Genomic DNA, 25,614 nt, shown 5'->3' with positions numbered 1-25,614 from the left:
CCCTCGCAATTTAGCAGTAGGTTGTCAAAAGCTCTACGGCTCCAACAAGAAGTGGAAAAAGCGGTATGGCTATCACAAGCGCTCACTATCAGAGACAGCAATGTACCGAGTAAAACAGCTGCTAGGTGGGAAATTAAGCCTAAGAAATTACAATGCTCAGGTTGGCGAGACTTACGCTATGATCGAAGCGCTGAACAATCTTACAGGACTGGGTATGCCTGAAACTCAGTATATTGCTTAAGAACCGAACAACTTTAGGCTGCCATGTCTTCCAACCGAATTAAGCAACAAAGCCACTCAGCTAGGCAAAACCAACGCACCCCCACTAGGTGGTTACAACATTACCCAAGCACAACTTGATTTGGTACTTGAAAACGAGGGCTATCACATGCCTGTTGCGGGTTGGATTTGCAACCAGCTTTATGGCCTGCCTAACTACCAACCACATCTTTCCGCAGACGGCTACACCCTAATGGGCGAGTACATCGCCGCCGCAGAACAGGCGGTGGATAATAACGTAACCAAAATCGCACCGCCGCATCCTATTGCATTCCGCGTGCTGGACGATAGGCACACCATCGAGATTGACTTTGATAACCCTTGGGGCAATACGCTGGTACTTGATGAATCAGGTTCCATTGTGCCAGTTTATGCGGGGCGTGGTTTTGGCATGAGTTCGAAAGCCAACGTTGATGTGATTTTGGCAATGGAAAACGTTTCACTTACCACTAACACGCTTACCATGCGCTCGCCTGAGTTCATTGAGGTGGGGAGCACCCTTTGGGCGGGAAGAATCAATCAGGGGTGGAGTGCTAACCCTGCCTATCAAATCCCTTGCATTAACCTGCGGGATGAATCGGATTTAGTTTCCCCAAGCTTATGGATTCCCTTGCACAACTGGGCGGCGCAGTTTGAAAAGACCTTTACGATTGATGAAGTTAATGTGTTTGACGAACTCTCTGACAACATTTGGCAGAGCTTTGTGGATTCGGCTTTCGCCACACCAAAAAACGTTAAGGGACTAGAACCCAATTACACTGCGTTTGGACTCTCTGCCACATACAGATTGAAAGAAAACAGCACTTATCAGGTTGAATTTGATATCACGATTAAAGCTGATACCTTCCGTTTATCAGTGGGGTCGAATTCTGATGGTTTGCGAAAATCTTTCACGGCATCTGGCACCTATACACGCACGGTTACGGTCAAAAGTGCTAAAGGGCTGAAAGCAGATTGCTTGGGCGAACATGACATTACATTGAACGCTATGTCTGTCAGAAAAGTCGGGTAACAGAGAACAGCAACAACTCTTACACATCATCATTATTCTCTTCATGCAAAAAACCGAGTGCGGACATTCATGTGTGTCCACACTCGGGTTCAAACATGCTGTCGAATTGCCGCCAAAATGGCGGCAATTACCGCAAACAACCAGTTTTATTCACTATCATTCAAAACTTAGAGCTTGTAATGGTGGGCTTTTCAAGGGTTTAGGCGGTTATTCTGACAATAAGATATAACTAGAGATTCCTTTGAAATTAGAAAATACACGATATGCTTATATCCGTATCCCCCTGCAACCGAAGGAATGAAGACGATGGGTAAAATTTTCGAAGACAATTCAACCACTATGGGCAACACTCCACTGGTACGTTTAAACCGTGTATCTAACGGAAAAGTACTGGTTAAAATTGAAGCTCGCAACCCTAGCTTCAGCGTTAAATGCCGTATCGGTGCAAACATGATCTGGGATGCGGAGAAAAAAGGCACACTGAAGCCTGGTGTCGAATTGGTAGAGCCAACCAGTGGTAACACCGGTATTGCGCTTGCGTATGTTGCTGCTGCACGCGGCTACAAATTGACATTGACCATGCCAGAGTCCATGAGTCTTGAGCGTCGTAAACTTCTGAAGGCTTTGGGTGCGAATTTAGTTCTTACTGAAGCAGCAAAAGGCATGAAGGGCTCGATTGCAAAAGCAGAAGAAATTGTAGCGTCAGATCCAGCAAAATATTTGCTGCTTCAACAGTTTGATAACCCAGCAAACCCAGAAATCCATGAGAAGACTACAGGTCCAGAAATCTGGGATGACACTGACGGCGAGATTGATGTATTCGTATCCGGTGTGGGTACAGGCGGCACGTTGACGGGTGTTAGCCGATTCATTAAAAACACCAAAGGCAAAGCCATTACAACTGTCGCGGTAGAGCCAGCAGAATCCCCCGTTATAACTCAGACCGTAAACGGTGATGCAGTGCAGCCAGCACCGCACAAAATCCAAGGAATTGGTGCAGGTTTCGTACCGGGCAACCTGGATTTATCGCTGGTTGACAAGACCGTATTGGTTACATCTGATGAAGCCATTGCCATGGCACGTCGACTGATGGAAGAAGAAGGTATTTTGGCGGGAATCTCTTCTGGTGCAGCAGTTGTGGCTGCAAATAAAATTGCAGAACTGCCTGAATTTGCGGACAAAAACATTGTTACAATTTTGCCAAGTTCCAGTGAGCGCTACCTCAGTTCCGCTTTGTTCGCAGGCCTGTTCACTGACCTAGAAAACCAGCAATAATCAACTATCTCAGTCATTTGACTTTCTCATGATGGAGAATAAAAAGCCCCTGTTAGGGCTTTTTTTGTTTGATTTTTTAAGCCCGCTCTAGTAAAAATTGCCCGCCTTTTATTTTCTAGCTCGAAATTAATCCGTGACTCGAATGTGAGCACGTTGTAGTTTTACGTGAAAATGTCACAAAAATTTGACTTGGATTAAGCTAGAGCATTCAAATCTTGGTTAGTTTACGGTCCACCGATAGCCAAAGAAGGCCATTCGGTTTAAGCTATCCACAGATTTAATACATAAACCTAAATAAATAATGTATCGGGGTAAAACATGTATCAAAAGCAAGTAGAAATCACTGCTGAAAACGGTCTGCACACTCGTCCAGCTGCTCAGTTTGTTAAAGAAGCAAAAAGCTTCGATGCAAAAATCACTGTTGAGTCTGCGGGTAAAGAAGCAAGCGCTACTAGCCTGTTCAAACTGCAAACTCTGGGTCTGACTAAAGGCACTGTAGTGACTATCAAAGCTGAAGGTGCACAAGCTCAAGAAGCAGTTGATTACCTTGTTAAGCTGATGGACGAGCTGGAATAATCCAGCTCTTTTTCTATCCATTAGTTTTTTTAGTTTGATCAACGTAGGGTAAAGCTATGATTTCAGGTATCCTGGCATCTCCTGGTATTGCTTTTGGCAAAGCGCTGCTACTCCAAGAAGACGAAATCGTCATCAATAAAAATCCAGTTCCAGCGGACCAACTAGACGCGGAAATCGCACGACTGTTTGACGGTCGCGAAAAATCTAAACAGCAACTTGAAGCGATTAAAGAAAAAGCTCGCATCACTTTCGGTGAAGAGAAAGAGGCGATCTTTGAAGGCCACATCATGTTGCTTGAAGATGAAGAGCTAGAAGAAGAAATCATAGCTTTCATTAAGGACAATAACGCATCTGCAGAATACGCAATCTACAGCGTAATCGAAGAGCAAGCCGTTACTCTTGAATCATTGGACGACGAGTACCTAAAAGAACGTGCTACTGATATTCGTGACATCGGCTCACGCTTCATCAAGAACACGCTGGGTATCACCATCGTATCTTTGAGCGCAATTAACGAAGAAGTTATTTTGGTTGCAAACGACCTGACGCCTTCTGAAACTGCGCAAATCAACCTGGACTACGTTCTGGGCTTCATCACCGACATCGGTGGTCGTACTTCTCACACTTCTATCATGGCGCGTTCTCTTGAACTGCCAGCGATCGTGGGCACTAACGACATCACCAAGCGTGTGAGCAATGGCGACATGCTGGTTCTTGATGCAATCAACAACAAGATTGTTATCAACCCAAGCGAAGAAGAACTGACCAAATTCAAAGCGATCCGTGACGAGTTCATCGCAGAGAAAGAAGAGCTAGCAAAACTGAAAGACTTGCCTGCTGTGACTCTGGATGGCCACCAAGTGGAAGTGTGCGGCAACATCGGTACAGTAAAAGACTGTGACGGCGTTAACCGTAATGGCGGTGAAGGCGTTGGCTTGTACCGTACAGAATTCCTGTTCATGGATCGTGATTCGCTACCTACTGAAGAAGTTCAGTACAAAGCGTACAAAGAAGTTGCAGAAGCAATGCATGGCCACCCAGTGATCATCCGTACTATGGATATCGGTGGTGACAAAGATCTGCCATACATGGATCTGCCAAAAGAAATGAACCCATTCCTGGGTTGGCGTGCAGTTCGCATCAGCTTGGACCGTCGTGAAATCCTTCGCGACCAGTTGCGTGCAATCTTGCGTGCATCAGCGCACGGTAAACTACGCGTGATGTTCCCAATGATCATCTCTGTAGAAGAAATCCGTGAGCTTAAAAAAGCAATCGAAGAATACAAAGCGGAACTGCGTACTGAAGGTCTGGCGTTTGACGAAAACATCGAAATCGGTGCGATGGTTGAAACACCAGCTGCAGCAGCGATTGCGCACCACCTGGCAAAAGAAGTTGAATTCTTTAGCATTGGTACAAACGACTTAACCCAGTATACTCTGGCGGTTGACCGTGGTAATGAGTTGATCTCACACCTGTACAACCCACTGTCTCCAGCAGTACTAACCGTTATCAAGCAAGTTATTGACGCTTCTCACAAAGAAGGGAAATGGACTGGCATGTGTGGTGAGCTAGCTGGTGACGAGCGTGCAACCCTGCTTCTAATGGGTATGGGCTTGGATGAGTTCAGCATGAGTGCTATCTCTATCCCACGCATCAAGAAAATTATCCGTAATGCAAACTTTGCTGATGTTAAAGCAATGGCGGAAGAAGCACTAGCAATGCCTACAGCAGCAGAAATCGCTGAACACGTAGAAAAATTCATTGCTGAGAAAACTGTCTGCTAGAATACGGCAGCAAAGTACTGTTAACGCTTAGGAGCAAACACTATGGGTCTGTTTGACAAACTGAAGAAGCTGGTTTCTGACGACAGCAGCGACGCTGGCACAATTGAAATCATCGCACCGCTGTCTGGTGAAATCGTAAATATCGAAGACGTGCCAGACGTTGTTTTCGCTGAGAAAATCGTTGGTGACGGCATCGCGATCAAACCAGCTGGCGACAAAATGGTTGCACCAGTAAACGGTACCATTGGTAAGATTTTCGAAACCAATCACGCGTTCTCTATCGAATCTGAAGACGGCATCGAGCTGTTCGTTCACTTCGGTATTGACACCGTTGAACTGAAAGGTGAAGGCTTCAAGCGTATCGCTGAGGAAGGTCAAACTGTTAAAGTTGGCGATCCAATCATCGAATTCGATCTGGCGATGCTGGAAGAGAAAGCGAAGTCTACTCTGACTCCTGTAGTTATTTCTAACATGGACGAAATCAAAGAGCTGAACAAGCTTTCTGGTGCTGTTACTGTTGGTGAAACTCCAGTACTGCGCATCAAGAAGTAATTCTTAGATGCGAAAAAAGCGCAGCTTCGGCTGCGCTTTTTTGTATTCGCTAAACACCTCTGTGGTTTAAATCACCAAGGTTTAGATTCGCTTGGGTTTAAAACAATAAAGATTCGTGTCTGGTTCGATACTGACTCGGCGTCATGCCCGCCAACCGCTTAAACATTCTGCAAAAATAATCCGCATCGACGAAACCACTCTCCAGCGCCACTTGTTTAACCCGCAGCCCTTTTTCTAACAGCAAATGTCTCGCATGCGCAAACCGTTCACGATTAACGTATTCGTTGAAGCCAACCTCACCATATGTTTTAAAAAGATGAGAAAGATAACTTGGTGATATGCAAAACTCACGCGCAACCGAATCCCGGCAGATTTGCTCATTAAAATGGCAGCGAAGGTAGGTCAATATTTGCTGAAAGAGCACTTTTTGTTTAGAAACCGTCATTGCCTGCGCTTTGAGCGACGACGCAATATACGCCAACAGTCCATCAATTTCGCCCTTCCCTGCCGTTTGCAACATCGTTGGAACTTCAACCACCCACTTTGCCAAGCTGATGCAGCGACCATCTTGCCAGTGATTGTAACTCAGACCCAGTTTCCCGCCTTTAAAGCAAATGCTGAGCGTATTCGCCACCTGCGCATACGGTAAATTCCAGCCACAGGGAGACACAACCAACACATCGCCCGATTTCATCTGCTCAGACGCGCGTATGCCTGCCTCTTCACTGAATAGCATCTCAACGTTTCCATCTACCACTATCTCCAGTCGCTGGGTCGGTACACGCCAAGCCAAAAGAGGAGCGTCATCACATGGCACTGCCCACAAACAACGGCGATTTTGAACATGTTGAATACGCTGCACTAACTCGGCGATCACGAGGAAAGATAAGGGTTCAGCTTGAAATGAAACGTTTGGCATCGGGTTATTCACTCACCAATGGACGAAAATAAATTCACAAAACTCAATATTCGAACGCTTTACGGTGAAAAAATTTACAGTATTTGACCGTTTTTTCCATGAAATGGCGCACCATTTACTGTAAAAATTTACAATTTAATGGCTATTTTGCGCGGTGTCACAGTTCAAAACTGGAAAAATTTTCATTATCCCTCCGCCCTATACCCTCTATTCGGTCGTAGAAGGAGAACCTCATGACCAATAACGTTGTTGCGATAACAGCCTGTGCCGCAGGCATCGCGCATACCTACATGGCAGCAGAAGCCCTAGAGCAAGCTGGTAAAGAACATAATTTTTCAGTCAAAGTAGAAACACAAGGCTCCATAGGAGCTGAAAACATCCTGACTGAACAAGACATTGATAAAGCAGATTTGGTGATCATCGCTTCTGACATTGAAATTGATTTATCACGCTTTGCGGGTAAACGTGTTTATAAAACCCGTCCGAAAGCAGCGATCCGCGATGCGATGGCGTTGATTAAAGAAGCGGATGACAATGCGACCGTTTTTGGTGGCAAAGGTACGAAAGTTGGTAACGTCACCCTTGGTAAAACCACTGAGAACGGTTTTGTTCAACACATTATGAGTGGTATTTCCTACATGGTGCCCATGGTTATCGCGGCGGGTCTGTTGCTCGCGATTGCCAACATCTTTGCGTTCCAGAAAGACGACCTTGGTCGTATGGTCGCGTGGGGCTTTGATCAAGAAGATCCGCTCGGCTACTTTATGTTCCACCTGTTCAAAGTGGGTCAGATTGGTTTCACTCTGATGATCCCGCTATTTGCTGGCTTTGTCGCAAACTCCATTGCAGACCGCCCAGCTATCGCGCCAGCGATGCTAGGTGCATACATGGCAAATGATCCAAGCTTCCTCGGCACCAACGCTGGTGGTGGCTTCCTGTCCGCTATTCTGGTTGCCTTCCTCGTCGGTTATTTCGTGAAATACCTGAAAAAGGTCAAGTGGCCGAAAATTATCCAGCCTATCGTGCCAATCATGGTGATCCCGCTGATTGCGACGTTCTTCATCACTGTGGTCGTGCTTTACCTGATTGGACAACCGATTGCAGGTGCGATGAGCGCACTGTATGACGGCCTGAATTGGATGACGACCAACTATGCCTCTTCGACCTTCATCATCGGTGCGCTTATCGGTGCGATGATCGGCTTCGACTTCGGCGGCCCAGTAAACAAAACAGCTCTGATTTTCGGTACCGCGGTATGGACAGATACGGTCGCGAAATACGGTATTGAAGGCGCGAACTTTGTGCCGGGTACCGCAGCGCAAGCGGCAATCTCTGTTGCACCACTGGGTATCTTCCTCGCGTCAAAACTGTTTGCTAAACGCTTTAGTGCCACCGAGAAAATATCTGCGAACTCTGCGTTTGGTATGGGTATCGTGGGCGTAACGGAAGGCGCCATCCCATTTGCAGCGGCTAACCCAGTGCAAATTATCACAGCAAGTGTGGCAGGCTCTGCACTGGCAGGCGGTTTGGTTGGCTATCTAGATGTGAAATTCTACGGTGGTATCGGCTCTCCGCTTGGCACCTTTGTCGGTTACATCGAGCAGCCAATTCCGTTTGTGACCTGGATTGCTTGTACGTTTGCAGGCATTGCTACCACCGCGATGATCATTGGCTTCTGGCGTCGCCCTAAAGCAGTCGCTGCCGCTGAACCTACACCCGTGGAAACGGTCACGACTGAAACAGCAACAACCAACGGATAAGCAAGATGAACACAGTATTTTCACTTGAACATATTTTGACGGATACCCAATCAAACTCTCAGCAAGAAGCGTTTCGCTTCATCGCTGAAAATGCTTACCGTTTGGGCTTTGTTGACAGTATTGAGGGTTTTAAAGCGGGCTTGAAGGCGCGCGAAGACCACGACAGTACAGGTTTTATGGGTGGCATTGCCGTCCCTCACTGTAAATCTGAACATGTCACCAAGCCGGGTATTTTCGTGGTTCGTTTTACGCATCCGATTGAATGGGAAACCATGGATGACGCCCCTGTCACGACTGTCGTGTCTCTGGCGATCCCAGCGTCAGGTGCTGATGAAAGTCTGGTGATGTTAACCAAGCTTTCTCGCGCCATGATGAAACCTGACATTCGAAGCACCTTGCAAAGTGAAGACGCGCAAGCAGTGCTGGATACTATCCATCAAGTGATTGCGTAAAACTAAGCGGGCAGTGCTATGACGAAACAACTTCATGTGATTTCCCACACGCATTGGGATTTTGAGTGGTATTTCTCTACCCATGAGTCGCTCATCCAGCTTATCTACCATATGGAAGAAGTGATGGATGCCCTTGAGAAAGGGGACGTCGACAATTACTACCTGGATGGGCAATTGAGCATCGTTGAAGACTATCTCAATGCCTGCCCGCATCAAAAGCACCGTTTATCTGCCTTAGTAGAAAGCGGGAAGCTAAAAATTGGTCCTTGGTATACCCAAACCGACCAACTCATCATTGCGGGTGAATCTATCATCCGCAACCTACAACTTGGTATCAATCTCGGCAAAGCGTTAGGCGGTGTTGAGATGTTAGGTTATGTGCCAGACTCGTTCGGTCAGAGCATGGACATGCCGAAAATTTACCGTGGCGTTGGCATTGATAAAACCGTGTTCTGGCGTGGACTCTCGACCGATGTTTACCCCTATCGCGAAGGTCGCTGGCAAAGTGAAGATGGCAGTGACGTCATCTTCTACAACATCTGTGACGGCTACTACGTCGGCGGACAACTGATTTACAGCGAGGACGCTGCCTCTCTCGTCAATCAGGTTGGAAAAGGCTGCCTGAGCGAGGACATCGCCTTGCCACTCGGTGGCGACCAGCGCTATGTCGATCGCAATGTGAAATCTCGCATTGAGCTATTCAACCAACAGTTGGCGGAAGCCAATATCGACAGCCACCTTGTAGAAAGCAGTTATGAGGAATTGTTCGCTCGCCTAAAAGCACAAGATCTTCCAATGGACGTACTTAGCGGAGAGATGATCGACGGACAGGTGTCAAAGATCCACCGCTCTATCTACTCTTCTCGCGCCGATCACAAGCGTTTGAACGATATGCTTGAGCGTCGTATCACCCTTGAGCTCGAACCTTTGATGGTGCTGGCAACACGCTTCGGCCTCGGATATCAAAAAGAGCTTATCAATAACCTCTGGCGTATCATGACGCGAAATCACGCCCATGACAGCGCGGGGGGTTGCAATACAGACAAGACCAATAAGATCATTGTTGAGCGTTTTGAGCAGGTTGATCAGATGTCTTCTGCTGCACGAGACTACTTAGTACGTAAAGTCTCGGAATCACAACCTGCTTTGGAAAACGGTGCAAGATTGACTTTGTTCAATACACTGCCGTTTGCTCGTGAACACACGCAAACACTCACACTTTCAACCAAATCAGCAGGATTTACGCTCTCAACAGTGAGTGGTGAGCCCGTCGCGTTTGACGTGATTGCACAAAGCCAACATTACAACGGCAGCATCCAGCGCGACCCAAAAGACAACGATCCGAACGGTTACTACTACCAAACCGAGATTGCGCTTCGTCATAGCATACCTGCGCTAGGCTTTACATCGTTAGTGATTGAAGAAACTCGTGATGCACTAACACCGATTGAAGAAAAGGCCACTTACCACATCGAGAACAGCCGCTACCGCATCGAATACACCGGTGGCGGGCTGCACTTGATTGATAAACACTACGAGCGTCGTTGGGATTATTTCCTGACCGCACGCGATGGCGGTGATGATGGCGATACTTATGATTATTCGCCACCCGTACAAGACTGGGTTATTGACTTGTCGTTTAACCACGCAGAATGCACGACACAGAACGGCACCCTGCAACAGATCTTGAGGCTGAAAGGCCAATGGATGCTACCAGAGAACTTGGAAGCTCGCGCCCAACGTTTCGCTGATACTCAGTGTGACTATGTGCTGACATTGACCCTTCAAGACGGCTTGCCGCTCTCAATGGAATTCGATATCAACAACCACGTAGATGATCATCGTTTACAGTTGGTCGTAAACAGTCCGATTGAGACGAAAGAAAGCGTTGCGGATACACCGTTTGGTTTCGTCCGTCGACCGCATTATCAGCTACAAATGGCTGACTGGCGTGAGCGCGGCTGGAAAGAAGAGCCTTGTGGCATCTATCCAATGATCAACTTTGTCAATGTAAGTGATACCACGACGAGCTTGTCCATTTTGGCGCAAGGCATCAAAGAATACGAAGTGTTGCTTGAGTCGCCATCTCAACCAAGTGGCAAGGTAGCGCTTACCGTATTCCGAAGTGTGGGCTGGTTGGGCAAGCCAGATCTTATTCGTCGTCCGGGTATCGCATCAGGCCAGCAGTATAAGTACATTCCGACACCTGATAGCCAGATGAAAGGCCATCAAACCGCCAAGCTTGCATTGCTATTGGATGAGAAGTTTGATGCTGCCTCTGTCAACCACGCCTCCCAGCGCTGGAGCATAGAACAGCCTTACTACCAGGCGCAAACCTTGAATCAATTCACCAATACTCTGAAGTATTTTGTGATGCACCCGCTTTCAAATGCCATTGCCGAAGAGACATCGCTTTTTACGATTGACGCACCATCATTGGTTTGTAGCAGCATTCAATACGAGAACGACGCCGTGTTTGTGCGTGTGTACAACCCGTCAGAATATGCGATTGAAAACGCTGGCACCCTTCAATTTGCGCAAGATATTCAAGATGCATGGGAAACCAATCTACTGAACCAACCGCTGCATCTGTTAACCATCAGCCAAAATGCTATTCATTTCGGCAAGTTCCGCGCGAAACAAATTCGCACTTTCAAAATCGCGCTTGAATAAGAGGAGTGTTTCGCCTTCCCCTTTTGCTGAATGCGTGTAAGTGATGCTCTCCCCAGTACATAGACTGTGTGACTGGGGAGATAAAACGCTTGCGTTTAAGCTGCAACTTCCAGTGATGTGGGTATAGTAAGGCAAACTGACAATGGCCTATGGTACTGATGAACAAAGATATCGGACTGCTTTTTGAATATGCTCGGAGCAAATTCACGTCTACCGACAGCAAGATAGCGGAATACTTTCTTGCCCGAAAGCCAGTCAAAACCATTGAAGAACTTGCGGTAGACATCGGTGTTTCCACTGCGTCTATAACCCGCTTTTGTCAAAAGCTCGGGCTCAACAATTTCAAAGAATTTTTGTTTCTATACCAAGAGCAATTAGACAGCACCAAACCACCAGCAACCCGTGAACACGTTGGATTACACCAAGATTATTTTAATGTACTGCAGCAGTTGGATAATTGCATCGAAACAGAAGTCGTCGAACTTATTACGGCTGCTATCTCTCAACATAAGATCATTCACATTTTCGGCACAGGGTTCAGTGCACTGGCCGGTGGCGATTTCAAATTCCGCTTTGGCCGTTTAGGTAAGTTTGTTGAAGTGGTGCAGGACACCAACTCCATGGTGATGTACCAAGATATTTTAACCACAGAAAACTTAGTGATCGTATTGAGCCTCAATGGCCTGAACGAAGACATGGCGAAGGTTGTTAAAAACCTCACTTCACGCGGTATTTCGACGTTTTTGATTACCTCAAACCCTAAGTCCAAACTGGCTAAAAATGCCACGGCGACCTTGTTAACGGCCTCGTTACATGGCGAAGAACGCACGGGGATGATCACCGCACAACTCCCCATGCTGATGGCTATCGACCATTTGTATTACCACTACGTTTCGACCAACCGAGATACCATCAAAAACTGGGTCTCCACTGAAGCGCCGTTCGGACAATAACACTTTCTGCTTTACCTCTTTAGGTATAACAGACACAAGAAAGCCGCTTTGAAAAGCGGCTTTTGTTTTGTGGTCGGAATGTTGCCCTTATCGCGTGAAGATCACTTCTGCTTTGCGCTCTTCCGGCTTGTCCATACCCGTCTGCCAGAACCAGTACGTTATGTTCCCTGGACAGTTCAGGCTCACCACTTTGTGATTTCCATGACTGTCGATCGCATGGATGGTAACGCCTTCGGTGTACCCGTCTTTGAGGTAATCCAAGTCTTTAATGGCTTCATACACCGCTTCATCTAGGCTCATACCCATTTTCATGTAAAGCACAACTGCATGAGAGGTTGAACAACGAATAGCCATTTCACCCGTGTGCGTACAGGCACACGCGCCATAACGACTGTCTGCATACGAGCCAGCACCAATGATCGGGCTGTCACCTAAACGACCCGGATATTTCCATGCCCAGCCTGATGTCGACGTCGCAACACTGATTTTTTTGTTGATGTCACTGCTCAAAAAGACGGTGGTATCACGCACACGCTCTGGGTCTGTTGCATTGTTAGATAGCTGCGCAAGCGGTACATTAGGAAATGCAGCTTGCTCTTCCGGGGTCATAGCTTGCTCAAGCTTTTCCCACCAAACTTGCTTAGAATCTTCAATCAGGTTGTTGCCTGCCACCGCGCCAATTTCTTTGGCAAAAATCGCAGCCCCCTCACCCACTAGAATCTCGTGATTTAGATCCGTCATCACTCGGTGTGCAACATCCACAGGGTGCATGTAGCCTTTCAGGGCTCCAACAGCTCCCGTGCGCAGGTTGTCACCGTCCATCACCGAGCCATCAAGCTCCATTTCACCGAGCACATTCGGCCAGCCACCGTAGCCAACAGTACGCACACGTGGGTCGAGTTCGACCAATTTTATTCCTTCAACCAAAGCGCGAAGCCCTTCCTCTCCCGCTTGCAGGCGGCGGGCTGATTCTTCAATACCTGGGTAGGCTTCTGAGTTGGCGAGCAAAATCATGGTATTTCCTTATTTCTCTTAATGCGTTTTATTAGCAATGTGTTGGCAAAGCGCAGTCAGCAAAAACGTGCCGTAGCCCGACGCTGCTTTTGGATAAATTTTGCGGTGCGTCATGCCCAAAGACATGGCCGCTGAATCGATGTGGATCCACTTCTGTTCCGGCGACACAAAATGATTGAGGAAGGTCGCGGCAACACTGGCGTTACCGTCGCCATCTTCAGCGCCGTGACGAACATCGGCAAAATCACTTTTCAGTGACGCTTCGTAAAGGTCCGCACCAATCGGCATTTCCCACAAAGATTCTGAACAGCTATCTCCCGCGGCCTTCACCAGCGTTTTCAGCTCATCACTGTTGCCCATCAAAGAGGCAAATGCTTTTCCGAGCGAAACGCCCGTCGCACCCGTCAGTGTCGCGATATCAATCAGGTAATCAGGTTGATAGGTTTGCTGCGCATAATGCATAACATCAGCCAGCACCATGCGACCTTCGGCGTCGGTCGAAATGATCTCAACACTTTTGCCCGATAACATGGTCACCACATCGCCTGGCTTGATCGCGCCGCCTGATGGCATGTTTTCTACCAAGCCACACAAACCGATAACGCGCACTGGCAAGTGAAGCTGTGCAATGGCATTCAATGCGCCAACCACGGCTGCCGCACCGCCCATGTCCACTTTCATGGTACTCATGCGATGTTGACCTTTAATACTGATGCCGCCGGTATCAAACGTGACACCTTTACCGACAAGAGCGATCGTGGTTTGTGCGCCTTCTGGGTGGTAATCCAAACACAGCATACGCCCATCACGATCACTGCCTTGGGAAATCCCGACCAAACCACCGAAGCCCTGCTCGCGCATTTCAGATTCGGTTAAAAACGACAGCACGGTGTTTTCCATTGGCAGCTCTTGAACCGCACTGACAAACGATTCTGGGTAAATCACGTTGCCCGGTTTGTTCACTAATTCACGCGCTATCAGTTGGCTTTGCGCCAAAACTTGTCCTTCAAAGAAGGCCGCAGACAATGTGTCGTCGTCTGATTTAAACTCAAACGCATTGATGTTCGGCTCCAGATGGAAACTGTCTCGGTGCTTGTAATCGTAAGACGATAACGCCAACCCCAAAGACAGCCACTTCACCCACACGGCAGGCGCATGCTGTGCATACACATCGTCATCAATGTGGACGTCTAGGTGTTGCGCACGCTTAAAGGTTGAAGCAAGCAGAAAGCCGATGTCTTGCAGATCTGCGACTGTAAATGCCGCTTTCTTGATTTCACTGTTGAACCCATCAACATCCTGATTCAGATCCAGTGATTTACCGTCACCCTTGACCAGATGAAGGGTTCTTGTCGCGTGACACTCAGTGTCCTTAACGCGAATAAATGCTAATTGAAACATCCTGATTTCCTCTCTTGTTATCCTTCAAAGAGATAACAACGAACAAAGTGGTTTTCTGATAATTCGGTTACGGGTGGCAGTGCTTCCTGACACTTAGGCGTGGCGTGTAAACAACGCCCTGCAAACGGACAACCGACACTCTCTGGCGTCCAGAGCGGGATTTCGCCACGGTTACCTTTCAACTTTTCGTGAATTGACTTGCTCGGATCAGGCACTGCCGACACCAACAATTGGGTGTAAGGGTGCTGTGGATCGTGGATAATTTGCTCCACATCGCCCCACTCGACCATATGGCCGACATACATCACAGCAAGGTCCTCCGCGATATAACGGGCAGTGGCAATGTCATGGGTGATATAAAGCAGCGCCATTTCACGCTCAAACTTCATTTCTTCCATCAAGTTCAAGACACCTGCACGGATTGAAACATCGAGCATGGAGGTCGGTTCGTCCGCAAGCACCACTTCCGCGCCCACTGCAATGTTTCGAGCAAGGTTCACGCGCTGCCGTTGGCCCCCCGATAGCTGGTGAGGGTATTTCGCTGCGGTTTCTTTTGGTGGCGTCAGGCCGACCTGCATGAGAAGGTCGTAGATCATCTCTTCCAACGCTTTCTTGTCATGGCTGTCCACTTTGTTGTGGATCAGAAGTGGACGTGCGATGTGATGGAAAATCGTGTGTGTTGGGTTTAAGGAGCCGAACGGATCCTGCCAAACCATCTGCACACCTTGGCGGTACAACATCAGGTCATCACGCTGGGTGATGGACTGAATATCTCGACCGAAGTACTCAATGCTGCCGCCGGTTGGCGGGTACATTTTGGCGATCATTTTCGCAGTGGTGGACTTACCGGAGCCCGACTCCCCCACAACAGCCAATCCACGCCCTTTATACATTTTGAAAGACACGTCGTTAATCGCGCGCATCTTCGACTTCTGTAACGTGTTGCTGTTAACGGCGAAATCTTCAACGAGGTTTTTACCCTCAATAATGAGTTTTCCTGTTGGCTTGCTCATCGCTTTCCCCTTAACCCTTTACGTTCTGTGCAGTAAACAGATGGCAGTTAGAAAAACGGCCCGGTTCAATTAACTGAAGCTCTGTCTGCTGGGTATAGCAGGTTGGCTGCGTCTTCCCGCAACGAGCCTGAAAACGGCAACCGTTGGGAATATCAAACAGGTTAAGAGGGCTACCCGGTATGCCTTGTAGCTTGGTTTTTGGCCCCGTAAGCGGCGGGAAGGAACTGCCCAATCCTTCGGTGTAAGGATGGAACGGCGTTGTCAGGATCTGCTTTGACGGAGCGACTTCAATGAGCTCACCCGCATACATAATGCCGATACGGTCTGAGAACTCGACCATCAGAGAAAGATCGTGCGTGATGAACAAAATCGAGAAGCCAAACTCTTCTTTCAGCGCATAGATTTTTTGCAAAATCTCACGCTGAACCACCACATCCAGTGCGGTCGTCGGCTCGTCCATAATGATCATTTTCGGGTTCAGCGCGAGTGCTATCGCGATCACCAATCGCTGACGCATACCACCAGAAAACTGGTGCGGGAAATCACGTAAGCGACTTGGATGAATATCCACAATCTCCAGCAAACCTTCTGCACGGCGTACCGCCTGCTCACGGGTGAAGTCCGTATGACGCATGATCACATCGCAGAACTGCTCTTCCATCGTCAACACGGGGTTCAGTGCATTCATTGCACTTTGGAACACCATGGAAACCTCTTTCCAACGAAAGCGCGACATGGCTTCATCAGACTTTTTCAAAAGGTCGCCATGCCCGTCAAAAAAGACCTCGCCATGCGAGATATACGCTGGCGGCTTATGAAGGCGCATCAGTGAAAAGGCAACGGTAGACTTACCGCAACCTGATTCACCTGCCAGACCAAACACTTCGCCTTTACCTATATCAAAACTTACGTTATTTACCGCACGGATATCGCCCGCGTCAGTAATGTAATCTACGCATAAGTTACGAATGGAAATTTGCGGATCTGTCATGACTGCTGTCCTTTTTCAAACACAGGGCGTTTCACTTTGTCAGACGATTTGTCCCACTTGTTACGCATTTTCCACAGGCGCAGACCTTTGTGTGAGCGCAGTTGGGGGTTCGCAATTTCATCAACAGCAAAGTTAAGCAACGACAGCCCGACGGCAATCAAGGTCAAGGCAAAACAAGGGGCCAGAATTTCCCACCACGCGCCAATCAGCATGGATGATGAGGTTTGTACGTTGTAGAGCATGATGCCCCAACTAATGGCATTCGGATCGCCCAACCCAAGGAAAGACAAGCTCGCTTCTGTCATGATTGCCAACAGTACACAGCCAATAAAGCTGGCACCCAGAATCGACATCAGGTTAGGAAGAATTTCAACAGCAATGATGCGCCACGTTTTTTCGCCCAGCACTTCAGCCGCACGAACAAACTCCTTCTCACGCACCGACAAGGTTTGTGCACGGACTACCCTTGCACCCCACGCCCATGAGGTGATGGCTATCACCACAGCGATCGTAGCCGGGCCGGCCTGACCAATGAACGCAGCAATGATAAAGAGCAGGGGTAACTGTGGCACCACCAGCATGATGTTCATGGCCGCCGATAAATAATCATCAATTTTACCGCCGAAATAACCTGCCGTTACCCCGATAGCGGTCGCCAAGAAACACACCAGCACACCAGCGCCAAGACCGACAGCTAAAGATGTTCTCGCGCCATAAATCAACTGCGACCAGATATCGCGTCCCATACGTGACGTACCAAGAACATGATCAGCCCCTTCAGATATCATCAATCGTCTTGGGTTATCGGCGAGGTTTTTCGCAATCCAGCCGTCTGGGTTTTCCTGCGCGGCTTTCACTACAAAAGCCGGGTATTCATGCGGGTTACCTGTACCTACATCGGGTGCATGTTTGGTTAGAAGTGGCGCAAAAATTGCCGCCAATGCAAACAGGGAAAGAATGATTAAACCCACCAGAGATTTCTTATTCCCGATAAGAAGTTTCATTACGCCTTTCATGATCATTTACCTCCCTTGCGCAGGCGAGGGTCGAGATACACGATCATCAAATCTGCGAGGAAATTGAAGAACAACATAAACATGGTCATTAGCAGAAGCTGCCCTTGCAGCACTTGGTAGTCACGTGCATGGATAGCGTTAAGTAGCACGGTGCCAAGGCCCGGGTAGTTAAAAATCATTTCCACAATAAGCTGACCACTGATGGCCGAGCCCAATGCCATCGAAAGTGCGGTCACACTTGGCAACATGGAGTTACGGGCGGCGTAATTGAACACAACACGGTTTTCGCTCAACCCCTTGGCTTTCGCCATGGTGATAAAGTCTTCGTTGAGCAAGTTAATCATGTTGTTACGCATGCTGATGAGGAAGCCACCAATCTGACCGATAGTGGCACAGAACAGAGGTAGCACGGCGTGGTAAGCAACGTCTTTGTAGAATGCCCAACTGCCCCAATCCGGTTGCGTTCCGACGGTATATGCATTGCCCGATGGGAACCATTCAAGGCCAATGGCGAAGGTGTAGAGCACCAACATGGCGACAACCACCGAAGGAATGGACTGCACCACCAACATACTGGGTGAGATAAACGAGTCGTAGTGACTTCCGCGACGCCAGGCAGCAAAGATGCCAAGCACCGAGCCGATACAAAACGCCAGAATGATCGCCGAGCCTGTCAAAAATAATGACCAGCCGACTGCACTACCTAAAAGCTCATTAACCGTAATGGGGTAGTACTTAATGGATAAGCCCCAATTTCCGGTGAAAATATTGCCCAAATAAGAAAAATATTGCTGGTACAACGGCGCATCAACAAATCCAAGAAGCTTTTTCATGGACTCGATACGCTCAGGCGTAACCTCCGCTGTTGCATTCGCAAACATCATGGTAACGGGGTCGCCCGGCATTGCACGCGGCAAAATAAAATTCAACGTGGCGGCAAATAATAACGCCATTAAATAAAATGAAAGCCGTCGAAGAAAAAAGGCCATACCTTATCCTCAGATACAGTTAACCCAGCGCATATAAAAACAGGCATGCCTATTTTGATTACGCTTAGCGGTATGAATTAACGAGAAAATAGGGAGCGCACGTTAAACATGCGCTCCAAAAACAACGTTAGGCTTTAGGTTTTAAATCCAGAACATGCAGCAAACGCTCTGGCACACCCGCCCACGACATTGGGCGACCTTTTGGATTTTCTTCGTTCCACCAGCCAGTAAAGCGGCTTTCATTGAACTGATAGACATCCACACCTGACATCACTGGCACAGTGACTTGGTTCTCTGCGATGATCTTTTGAATCTTATGCGCAATTTGCATCTGCTCTTCTTGCTTGTCTGTTTTATAGAAACTGTCTAACAGGGCATCGAGCTCGTCATTTTTAAAGAAATGCATCGCATAGCGTGGTGCGTTCGCCCCTTCCTGATAACGGGAATGGAATGCACGGTTCCAGTAGCGATGCGGGTCTGCACCAATCACATAGTTGGTGTAAGCCACATCATACGTACCAGAGAGCATGGCCTGGTTGTAAACCGCAAAGTCTGCGGTACGCGCTTTGGCTTTAATACCCACTTTCTGGAGCTGCTCTACGCCCAATTGAACGGCGTTGTTAAAGTCAGTCCAGCCTGTCGGTGATTGCAGTTCCAGCGCAATTGGCTTACCTGTAGGGGTTTCGACAAAACCATCACCGTCAATGTCGACGAAACCTGCCTCTTTGAGCAATGCCTTGGCATTGTCCACACTGAATGTGTTGTAGCTTTTGTATTGGTTATATGTGTCTTTGTTTGCCCAGAAGTCGAAAACTTTACCTAAGCCAGACGCATAGTCATTCACCACACCGTTACCATAAAACGCGATGTTGATGATTTTTTGACGGTCAATCGACATAGAAAACGCGCGGCGGAAATCAATATTGTTGATCGCTTCATTGTTACCAGGGTGTGGCGATTTGAAGTTCAACATAAAGGATTGTGGACCCGCTGCAGGGTACCAGTATTTGTGGTAAGGGCTTCTTGCCGCATAAACCATGTCGACATCAGGAATAAAATGCCCGCTCCAATCCAATTCGGACTTGATGACCTTGCTCAACAACTGATCATTGTTGGCGATTTGCGGCACACGTAAACAATCAACATCTAGGTTGTCATTATCCCAATAGTGGGGATTTCGACATTGAACATATAGCTGAGGCGTAAACGTATCGATTTCGGTAAACGGTCCCGAGCCGATGGGGTTGTCATTAGTGAACAACTCAGGCTCTTGGATGTCTTTCCAAATGTGCTTTGGCACGATAGGAATGGTAGATATCTCGTAAGGGACATTGGTGTTCACCTCTGTCAGATCGAAGATAACCTTGTTCCCATCTTGTCTGACAGACTTGACCCAGTTATCCATACCTTTAGGGTCAAGCTCCGGTTTTTCTTTGATTAGCGCAAACGAATAGACAACGTCTTCCGCGGTAAATGGGGTACCATCTGACCATTTTACGCCCTCACGGATTTCAAATGTCACCTGCATCAAATCTTCTGAAAGATAGTAATCTTTCGCCAAACGCATCACCGGTTTATTACCGTGCATCTGATTGAAAATCACCAGAGGTTCGTAGATAAAATCCGTTGTCGTACGTAATGTTGTCGACAGGAAAGGGTTGAAGTTTCTGATCATAGTTGGATAAAAATCCGAAACGATGGTCAGCTCGTGTCTGTCTGCTGCAATCGCAGTTGGCGCGGTTAACGCGGCAAGCACAATGGCGGCAAGTTTCGTTTTGCTAAGCATTGGGTGTCCTTACTTCAAATTACGTTGTTGCTAATTCCCTGCTACACGAAAAGCGGATGGACGTGCGTTGCGTTAACGTCAAAGAACGAATTATTCGCAAAATGCCGTTATACAAATGTACGTTGTCGGACTATTGGCGATACGCATCGCCAATAGTCTTCAACATCCAGAGCTTTAGTGAATAGGGGTATAGCTTTTCGCTAAGTGATAAATCGAAAGTTTTGAACTGATTTCTTCTGCCGACGCATCGCCTGTATAAATTAAACTCACAGGGCTGCATGGCATCAGGGTAAAACTTGAATCGTTAAAACGCCCTTCCCCTTCAAACTCAGGGTGAACAAAGAACGCCGGTTTATCGGTGGTTAACGTCACGGTAATCGTGCCATCTTTATCCACGACGTGAGCCTCAACGTTGGCTTTTGGCAGCGGTAAACGCTTATACACATCGTCAAACCAAGTATTGGAAATCGTTTGACCATCGCACACCATGTCCACATGGAAGAAGCCTTCGTGTTTGTGCTCTACGATGACATTGCGGTCGCATTGCCAGAGAACTTGATTCCCGTCTTCATCCAGTGTTGCTTCAACTGGCCAGGTATCAATCACTTCGCCTTGCCAGTCGTACCATGTCACTTGTCCCTTCGCGTCCACCTTACGGTGTTCATCATTGATGACATTCAGCTTCAGTGTTTCGCCATCATCGATAAAGACAGCCAGTTGCGGAGCGAAGAAGCGTTTCGCGTGATAATGAAGCTGTTTCCATCGCCCTGTGTATTCGATGCTTGACCAAGAACTCACTGGCCAGCAGTCGTTCAATTGCCAGTAAAGAATTCCGCGGCAAAGCGGTTTATTTGCACGCCAGTATTCACTCGCGGTTTTAATCGCCAACGCCTGCTGAACCTGACTGAGATAAAGCATTTGCGCGAAATCGACCGGGAATCGGAAATAGCGGGTAAACATCTCTGTGATGATGCTGTTACCGCGACCATTTTTCTGGTGCTGCTCAAAAGTCGGCGACGTCACGTTCCAGTCGTCCTTTTCAGCAAAGGTTTTGACGGTTGGTAGCGAAGGCCAAGATTGGTAACCAAATTCACTGCAAAAACGTGGTTTTATGCTGTGATAAGCGTCAAACGATTTGCCGGAGTGCCACACATCCCAAAAGTGCATGTCGCCTTTGTTGTCGTCATGCCATGCATCGCCAAAATCTAATTCACCGTTGCATGGAGAGCTTGCCCAGAAGCGACGGCTTGGATCTTCCGTTTCAACCACTTCCTGTAGAACGCGGTTGAGTCTGTCGTAGTTCACCACGTATTTTTCACGGTTGATTTTCGACTCTGGATACCAGCCAATGGCACCGATTACTTCGTTGTCACCGCACCACAGTGCCAGAGATGGATGATCGCTCAGGCGGCGTACTTGTTCGGTGATCTCTTGGCGAACATCATCAATAAACTCAGGGGTTGAAGGATATAAAGCACAAGAGAACATCAAGTCTTGCCAAACCAGCAGGCCGAGTTCGTCACACAAACGGTAGAACACGTCACGCTCGTACATGCCACCGCCCCAAACGCGGATCATGTTCATATTCGCGGCTTTTGCATCTTCCAACAGGCGGCGGTAGCACTCTGGTGTTTGCTTGCCCGGCATGGCATCCAGTGGGATCCAGTTCGCCCCTTTCGCCATAACCGCTTTACCGTTCACCACAAACGTCATTGCTGCACCAGCGTCGTCTTCTGATGTATCAACCGTTAGCTCGCGCAGGCCAAGTTGCTTCTCAATCACTTGGCCATCTAAAGAAACGTTCAAGCGATACAATGGTTGGTCACCGTAGCCCGCGGGCCACCAACGCTGTGGGTTCTGTACGATAAAACTCACGTTGGTCGTACCGCTGTTCACTTCCGCTGTCATCGATTTGCGTTCACCGTCAGGCGATACCAGTTCGATTGCGGCGGCTTGTGGCAACGCTGAATCAAGCAATTCCGCATGGATAGACGCAACAATCGTACATTGCTCATCTCCATGCCACTCTTGGCGAGTGCGCACTTCATGTAATCGTGCATTTGAAACTGGCTGAATGCGAATGCTGTCGTAAATGCCACTTACCAGTAAACAAATGCCCCAGTCCCAACCTGAATGGCATTGGGTTTTTCGCAAGGTATTCATATGTGGAATTTGGTTGTTTCCCACAGCCCACGGCACAGGAAATGGCAGGCGTTCTGCGCGTGCCTTGGCTTCTATATCCGCACGGTTCAGTGTCACACGAATATGGTTTTCGCCCTCTCGAAGTAGCGGGCGGATATCACGGCGATAATGGCGGAACATATTGCTACAGTGAAGTGCCGTCACTCCATTCACGTCAATCTTCGCCATGGTGTCGACCATGCTCAGGATAAGATCAATCTGTTCTGCTTCCAGCAAAGCAGCATCGACATTGAATGAGCGTGTCATTTGCCAATCATGTTCACCGACCCACTGCACTTGGTTTTCGTTACAACCAAGGTACGGATCAGGAATAATGTCTGCGGCTAAAAGTGCGGAATGAACATCGCCAGGCAAGGTGATTGGCGCGGTAATGCTTGGATTGGTTAGCGATGAAAGTTGCCATACGCCATCAAGATTGAATTGACTCATGATCAGGCCTCCACGGCATCCAGTGCTTCTGACGGATTCACCACTAAACGTTTCACCGTGCTCTGAATAACTTTCTTTCCTTCAAAGCGTTCAATGCCATTGAGTTCAATGTCCGTGGTCAGGATCACGGCATCAGCGCGGGCAACATCGTCAACAGAAATTTCGTTCTCTGCCCCCAAGGCCCCTTGGGTTTCTACTTTGATGGTCCAGCCTCTAGCAATTGCAGCTTGTTCAAGTGACTCCGCGGCCATGTAAGTGTGGGCAACGCCAGAAGGGCAAGCGGTAATCGCAACTATGTTCATGTTTAACTCCAGCACGTCTTTTTATTTCCCTTTGATTGAGCCAGCAAGTCGTTGGCCCAACCGGGTTTTGATGGCGAAATCATCGCATAGCTGAAAAAAGGGTCGAGCGGGATTTACTGGATAATTTTACTCCCTGTTACAAAAGCGAAGACTGATCATGTTTCATAGGCATAGAAAGACGCTCAAAACCGCAGGCATAAAAAAAGCACTCACGAGGAGTGCTTTAGAGGGAGCGATAATCTGGCTTATGCCATCACAGAAAGTGCTTCCATTGACGGTGCGAAGAAGTACGCGCCAGTCACAGGCTGAGTGAAACGTAACATCATGTCCGTTTTGCCATCACGTTCACCAAACATGCTTTCCAGCATGGTACGGTGCACATATTGGGTATGACAGTAAGCAATAAACAGCAAACCGTGATCACCCGATACTGAGCCGTAAGGCAGACTATGGCGAACCATCTTCAGACCCTTGCCATTTTCTTTGATATCAACGCGACCCACGTGTGATGTTGCTGGAACATCTTCCAACTCGATGGAGTCAGGCTTGGTACGCCCAATCACTTTTTCTTGTTGTTTGATAGACAAAGGCTCCCAAGCTTCCAAACGGTGAATATAGCGCTGAAGCATCACCATGCTGCCACCCGCACATTCCCCGTCAGCGATGATTGCCACGTCGCGACGTGCCTCTTCGCCCTCTGGATTTTCCGTCCCGTCGATAAAGCCTGTCATGTCACGAGAATCCATATAACGGTAACCGTAGGTCTCATCAACGATAGACACGTCTGACGCGATATCAGATACAAATTTACGCAGCAAGAAGAAGTTAAGATCGTGGCGCGTTGAATGCACATGAACAAGAAAATCACAATCTGTGACAGGCGCTTGGGTATCACCTTCCCCTAGCAAACGGAAAGACTGGAAGTCTTCTGGTGTTGCAATACCATTTTCCTTGCAAAACAAGGGGGAAAACGACACAGCCGCTTTCATCTCTGCGCCAGGTTGGGTGGCATTGATGTCTTCAACAAGCTGGTGCAATGCACCGCAACGAGATTTTACTGCGGCTGCAGAACCGGCCACTTTGAACAATACGTAAAGCGCAAATGGCCCAGCTTCGGCCACAATGGCTGGTTGAGAAATTGCCATGGTATCCTCCAGATAATAACGCGTTATCAGCTTCTTATGTCTGATAATTAAATGTTATTTGGAGAGCCGTATGGCGAGATAATGACGCGCTCTTTCCGCAGGGAAGGGTAAGAGAGTAAAGTCATCGGCGACGCGGCATCTCCAAAATATGGGGAAAGCATAATGCCGCGGTTGTGCCGATACTTTGTTTCAGATCGTTAAAGAATTGATTAAACGGACGTAATTTCAACTTCCAGTGACGCAAATTCGTCCAATTGTTCATTGCTTGTATTGATAGAAGCCGGGCAGTTCAAGCCGGCACTGACAACCGGTGACATAATCGTTCGCCATGCACCATCGTCACACTGTTCTTGCACCACCAGAGAAATCTTCACTTCATCGGCGGTGACTTCCAACAACTCAGCCTTACCAACCAGTGAGCCACTCATGGTGCCATTATCGAACAATACGGTTTCTTCACCGGGAACCAGTGATACTGAACTTTGCGCGCTGTGATGCTTACCTGCACGGTCCATTTTGAAATTGACATCAACTTGCCAATCCGCCATCGCCAAAGGGCTTAGCATGGCACTAAATAGCACCAGTCCTTTTTTCCACTCATTCTTCATTTTTCTTCTCGTGTAATAGGAGCGTCAAATAAAAATTGAATACGGCGGCTTCTGAAAAGGTATGACACCAGCCAAATCGCAATCAGTAACGTTAATGCACCACTCCAGTGAAACGCCCACTGTTGTGCAATCAAGTGCTTGATTTGCAGTATCAAGTCACAGACAAACGCCCCAACGAGAATGCTCTTGCCTTTCCGCCAGATAATCTCAAGAAATGAGGGATAGCGATGAATGTTTCCAGCCAACAGCATCAAAACCACAGCAGGAAAACCAATGCCCAAACCTATATAGAGTGCATCATGGTGCGGGTAAAACAGTGAAAGCAGTGTTTGTCCCTGCTCTCTGCTGACGCCAGCGATGACGAACACCAACCATGATTTTGCCAAGTAAAAACAACTGAGCCAAAACATCAAATTGGGTTTTGCATTGCCGTGTTTATCGTAATAGTCAGGAGATTGGTAAAGCGTTTTCATATCACTATCT

Annotated in this window: 22 protein-coding genes and 1 pseudogene; 10 read left to right on the top strand and 13 right to left on the bottom strand. The window is 48.0% G+C overall.

Annotated features, from left to right (window positions below; translation table 11 throughout):
• The 6 genes and pseudogenes from B5D35_RS10300 to crr form a co-directional block, all read left to right on the top strand.
• A pseudogene (locus B5D35_RS10300) lies at positions 1 to 241 on the top strand (IS5/IS1182 family transposase); the annotation flags it as partial.
• Between the two features lie 147 nt (positions 242 to 388).
• Complete coding sequence (locus tag B5D35_RS10295) at positions 389 to 1,291, top strand: hypothetical protein (RefSeq protein WP_078752498.1); 903 nt, start codon at positions 389 to 391, stop codon at positions 1,289 to 1,291.
• Positions 1,292 to 1,597: 306 nt separating this feature from the next.
• Complete coding sequence (gene cysK, locus B5D35_RS10290) at positions 1,598 to 2,566, top strand: cysteine synthase A (RefSeq protein WP_078752497.1); 969 nt, start codon at positions 1,598 to 1,600, stop codon at positions 2,564 to 2,566.
• A 318-nt stretch (positions 2,567 to 2,884) separates the two neighbouring features.
• Positions 2,885 to 3,142 (top strand): HPr family phosphocarrier protein, encoded by a 258-nt coding sequence (locus B5D35_RS10285; protein ID WP_078752496.1) that lies wholly within the window; start codon positions 2,885 to 2,887, stop codon positions 3,140 to 3,142.
• A 56-nt stretch (positions 3,143 to 3,198) separates the two neighbouring features.
• Positions 3,199 to 4,926 (top strand): phosphoenolpyruvate-protein phosphotransferase PtsI, encoded by a 1,728-nt coding sequence (ptsI, locus tag B5D35_RS10280; protein WP_078752495.1) that lies wholly within the window; start codon positions 3,199 to 3,201, stop codon positions 4,924 to 4,926.
• A gap of 42 nt (positions 4,927 to 4,968) precedes the next feature.
• Positions 4,969 to 5,478, top strand: coding sequence for a PTS glucose transporter subunit IIA (gene crr, locus B5D35_RS10275; RefSeq protein WP_078752494.1), 510 nt, complete (start codon positions 4,969 to 4,971; stop codon positions 5,476 to 5,478).
• A gap of 97 nt (positions 5,479 to 5,575) precedes the next feature.
• Here the strand turns inward: crr and B5D35_RS10270 are convergent, their stop codons facing one another.
• Positions 5,576 to 6,397 carry a helix-turn-helix transcriptional regulator gene (locus B5D35_RS10270; RefSeq protein WP_078752493.1) on the bottom strand — a complete coding sequence of 274 codons (822 nt, stop codon included), beginning with the start codon at positions 6,395 to 6,397 and terminating at the stop codon, positions 5,576 to 5,578.
• Between the two features lie 233 nt (positions 6,398 to 6,630).
• On the opposite strand from B5D35_RS10270, the gene B5D35_RS10265 reads away from it, so the two are divergent.
• The 4 genes from B5D35_RS10265 (at position 6,631) to B5D35_RS10250 (ending at position 12,235) form a co-directional block, all read left to right on the top strand.
• Complete coding sequence (locus B5D35_RS10265; protein WP_078752492.1) at positions 6,631 to 8,157, top strand: PTS fructose transporter subunit IIC; 1,527 nt, start codon at positions 6,631 to 6,633, stop codon at positions 8,155 to 8,157.
• Between the two features lie 5 nt (positions 8,158 to 8,162).
• Entirely contained in the window at positions 8,163 to 8,609 is a 447-nt protein-coding gene (locus tag B5D35_RS10260) for a PTS sugar transporter subunit IIA (protein WP_078752491.1), read from the top strand.
• A gap of 18 nt (positions 8,610 to 8,627) precedes the next feature.
• Complete coding sequence (locus tag B5D35_RS10255; RefSeq protein ID WP_078752490.1) at positions 8,628 to 11,282, top strand: glycoside hydrolase family 38 N-terminal domain-containing protein; 2,655 nt, start codon at positions 8,628 to 8,630, stop codon at positions 11,280 to 11,282.
• Between the two features lie 158 nt (positions 11,283 to 11,440).
• Complete coding sequence (locus B5D35_RS10250; RefSeq protein ID WP_244556554.1) at positions 11,441 to 12,235, top strand: MurR/RpiR family transcriptional regulator; 795 nt, start codon at positions 11,441 to 11,443, stop codon at positions 12,233 to 12,235.
• A gap of 87 nt (positions 12,236 to 12,322) precedes the next feature.
• Here the strand turns inward: B5D35_RS10250 and B5D35_RS10245 are convergent, their stop codons facing one another.
• The 12 genes from B5D35_RS10245 to B5D35_RS10190 form a co-directional block, all read right to left on the bottom strand.
• On the bottom strand, positions 12,323 to 13,249 hold the full coding sequence (locus tag B5D35_RS10245) for a glycosylasparaginase (protein ID WP_078752488.1): 927 nt from the start codon (positions 13,247 to 13,249) through the stop codon (positions 12,323 to 12,325).
• 18 nt (positions 13,250 to 13,267) lie between these two features.
• Entirely contained in the window at positions 13,268 to 14,650 is a 1,383-nt protein-coding gene (locus B5D35_RS10240) for a M17 family metallopeptidase (RefSeq protein ID WP_078752487.1), read from the bottom strand.
• Between the two features lie 17 nt (positions 14,651 to 14,667).
• Complete coding sequence (locus B5D35_RS10235; RefSeq protein ID WP_078752486.1) at positions 14,668 to 15,663, bottom strand: ABC transporter ATP-binding protein; 996 nt, start codon at positions 15,661 to 15,663, stop codon at positions 14,668 to 14,670.
• A 10-nt stretch (positions 15,664 to 15,673) separates the two neighbouring features.
• Positions 15,674 to 16,654 carry an ABC transporter ATP-binding protein gene (locus B5D35_RS10230; protein ID WP_078752485.1) on the bottom strand — a complete coding sequence of 327 codons (981 nt, stop codon included), beginning with the start codon at positions 16,652 to 16,654 and terminating at the stop codon, positions 15,674 to 15,676.
• Positions 16,651 to 17,670: an ABC transporter permease gene (locus B5D35_RS10225; protein WP_078752502.1), complete on the bottom strand. Its 1,020-nt coding sequence runs from the start codon at positions 17,668 to 17,670 to the stop codon at positions 16,651 to 16,653. Before B5D35_RS10225 ends, B5D35_RS10230 begins: the two co-directional genes overlap by 4 nt.
• 2 nt (positions 17,671 to 17,672) lie before the next feature.
• On the bottom strand, positions 17,673 to 18,659 hold the full coding sequence (locus B5D35_RS10220; RefSeq protein ID WP_078752484.1) for an ABC transporter permease: 987 nt from the start codon (positions 18,657 to 18,659) through the stop codon (positions 17,673 to 17,675).
• Positions 18,660 to 18,786: 127 nt separating this feature from the next.
• Positions 18,787 to 20,445, bottom strand: coding sequence for an ABC transporter substrate-binding protein (locus B5D35_RS10215; protein WP_078752483.1), 1,659 nt, complete (start codon positions 20,443 to 20,445; stop codon positions 18,787 to 18,789).
• A 174-nt stretch (positions 20,446 to 20,619) separates the two neighbouring features.
• On the bottom strand, positions 20,620 to 23,076 hold the full coding sequence (locus B5D35_RS10210) for a beta-mannosidase (protein WP_078752482.1): 2,457 nt from the start codon (positions 23,074 to 23,076) through the stop codon (positions 20,620 to 20,622).
• A 2-nt stretch (positions 23,077 to 23,078) separates the two neighbouring features.
• Positions 23,079 to 23,378 (bottom strand): PTS fructose transporter subunit IIB, encoded by a 300-nt coding sequence (locus tag B5D35_RS10205; RefSeq protein ID WP_078752481.1) that lies wholly within the window; start codon positions 23,376 to 23,378, stop codon positions 23,079 to 23,081.
• A gap of 245 nt (positions 23,379 to 23,623) precedes the next feature.
• Positions 23,624 to 24,523 (bottom strand): Dyp-type peroxidase, encoded by a 900-nt coding sequence (locus B5D35_RS10200; RefSeq protein WP_078752480.1) that lies wholly within the window; start codon positions 24,521 to 24,523, stop codon positions 23,624 to 23,626.
• Positions 24,524 to 24,732: 209 nt separating this feature from the next.
• Positions 24,733 to 25,131: a hypothetical protein gene (locus B5D35_RS10195; protein ID WP_078752479.1), complete on the bottom strand. Its 399-nt coding sequence runs from the start codon at positions 25,129 to 25,131 to the stop codon at positions 24,733 to 24,735.
• Complete coding sequence (locus tag B5D35_RS10190; protein ID WP_078752478.1) at positions 25,128 to 25,604, bottom strand: DUF2919 domain-containing protein; 477 nt, start codon at positions 25,602 to 25,604, stop codon at positions 25,128 to 25,130. Before B5D35_RS10190 ends, B5D35_RS10195 begins: the two co-directional genes overlap by 4 nt.
• Positions 25,605 to 25,614: the final 10 nt, after the last annotated feature.

It is taken from the genome of Enterovibrio nigricans DSM 22720, assembly GCF_900167155.1.
GTDB lineage: Bacteria > Pseudomonadota > Gammaproteobacteria > Enterobacterales > Vibrionaceae > Enterovibrio > Enterovibrio nigricans.
Note: the sequence above shows the minus strand (reverse complement) of the source record. Positions and strands in the feature narration are given on the sequence as shown.

What these genes read in the sequence shown, in the direction of transcription:
- B5D35_RS10295 (WP_078752498.1), top strand. Translation starts at nt 389, where the DNA reads ATGCCTGTTGCGGGTTGGATTTGCAACCAGCTTTATGGCCTGCCTAAC.
- cysK (WP_078752497.1), top strand. Translation starts at nt 1,598, where the DNA reads ATGGGTAAAATTTTCGAAGACAATTCAACCACTATGGGCAACACTCCA.
- B5D35_RS10285 (WP_078752496.1), top strand. Translation starts at nt 2,885, where the DNA reads ATGTATCAAAAGCAAGTAGAAATCACTGCTGAAAACGGTCTGCACACT.
- ptsI (WP_078752495.1), top strand. Translation starts at nt 3,199, where the DNA reads ATGATTTCAGGTATCCTGGCATCTCCTGGTATTGCTTTTGGCAAAGCG.
- crr (WP_078752494.1), top strand. Translation starts at nt 4,969, where the DNA reads ATGGGTCTGTTTGACAAACTGAAGAAGCTGGTTTCTGACGACAGCAGC.
- B5D35_RS10270 (WP_078752493.1), bottom strand. Translation starts at nt 6,397, where the DNA reads ATGCCAAACGTTTCATTTCAAGCTGAACCCTTATCTTTCCTCGTGATC.
- B5D35_RS10265 (WP_078752492.1), top strand. Translation starts at nt 6,631, where the DNA reads ATGACCAATAACGTTGTTGCGATAACAGCCTGTGCCGCAGGCATCGCG.
- B5D35_RS10260 (WP_078752491.1), top strand. Translation starts at nt 8,163, where the DNA reads ATGAACACAGTATTTTCACTTGAACATATTTTGACGGATACCCAATCA.
- B5D35_RS10255 (WP_078752490.1), top strand. Translation starts at nt 8,628, where the DNA reads ATGACGAAACAACTTCATGTGATTTCCCACACGCATTGGGATTTTGAG.
- B5D35_RS10250 (WP_244556554.1), top strand. Translation starts at nt 11,441, where the DNA reads ATGAACAAAGATATCGGACTGCTTTTTGAATATGCTCGGAGCAAATTC.
- B5D35_RS10245 (WP_078752488.1), bottom strand. Translation starts at nt 13,249, where the DNA reads ATGATTTTGCTCGCCAACTCAGAAGCCTACCCAGGTATTGAAGAATCA.
- B5D35_RS10240 (WP_078752487.1), bottom strand. Translation starts at nt 14,650, where the DNA reads ATGTTTCAATTAGCATTTATTCGCGTTAAGGACACTGAGTGTCACGCG.
- B5D35_RS10235 (WP_078752486.1), bottom strand. Translation starts at nt 15,663, where the DNA reads ATGAGCAAGCCAACAGGAAAACTCATTATTGAGGGTAAAAACCTCGTT.
- B5D35_RS10230 (WP_078752485.1), bottom strand. Translation starts at nt 16,654, where the DNA reads ATGACAGATCCGCAAATTTCCATTCGTAACTTATGCGTAGATTACATT.
- B5D35_RS10225 (WP_078752502.1), bottom strand. Translation starts at nt 17,670, where the DNA reads ATGAAAGGCGTAATGAAACTTCTTATCGGGAATAAGAAATCTCTGGTG.
- B5D35_RS10220 (WP_078752484.1), bottom strand. Translation starts at nt 18,659, where the DNA reads ATGGCCTTTTTTCTTCGACGGCTTTCATTTTATTTAATGGCGTTATTA.
- B5D35_RS10215 (WP_078752483.1), bottom strand. Translation starts at nt 20,445, where the DNA reads ATGCTTAGCAAAACGAAACTTGCCGCCATTGTGCTTGCCGCGTTAACC.
- B5D35_RS10210 (WP_078752482.1), bottom strand. Translation starts at nt 23,076, where the DNA reads ATGAGTCAATTCAATCTTGATGGCGTATGGCAACTTTCATCGCTAACC.
- B5D35_RS10205 (WP_078752481.1), bottom strand. Translation starts at nt 23,378, where the DNA reads ATGAACATAGTTGCGATTACCGCTTGCCCTTCTGGCGTTGCCCACACT.
- B5D35_RS10200 (WP_078752480.1), bottom strand. Translation starts at nt 24,523, where the DNA reads ATGGCAATTTCTCAACCAGCCATTGTGGCCGAAGCTGGGCCATTTGCG.
- B5D35_RS10195 (WP_078752479.1), bottom strand. Translation starts at nt 25,131, where the DNA reads ATGAAGAATGAGTGGAAAAAAGGACTGGTGCTATTTAGTGCCATGCTA.
- B5D35_RS10190 (WP_078752478.1), bottom strand. Translation starts at nt 25,604, where the DNA reads ATGAAAACGCTTTACCAATCTCCTGACTATTACGATAAACACGGCAAT.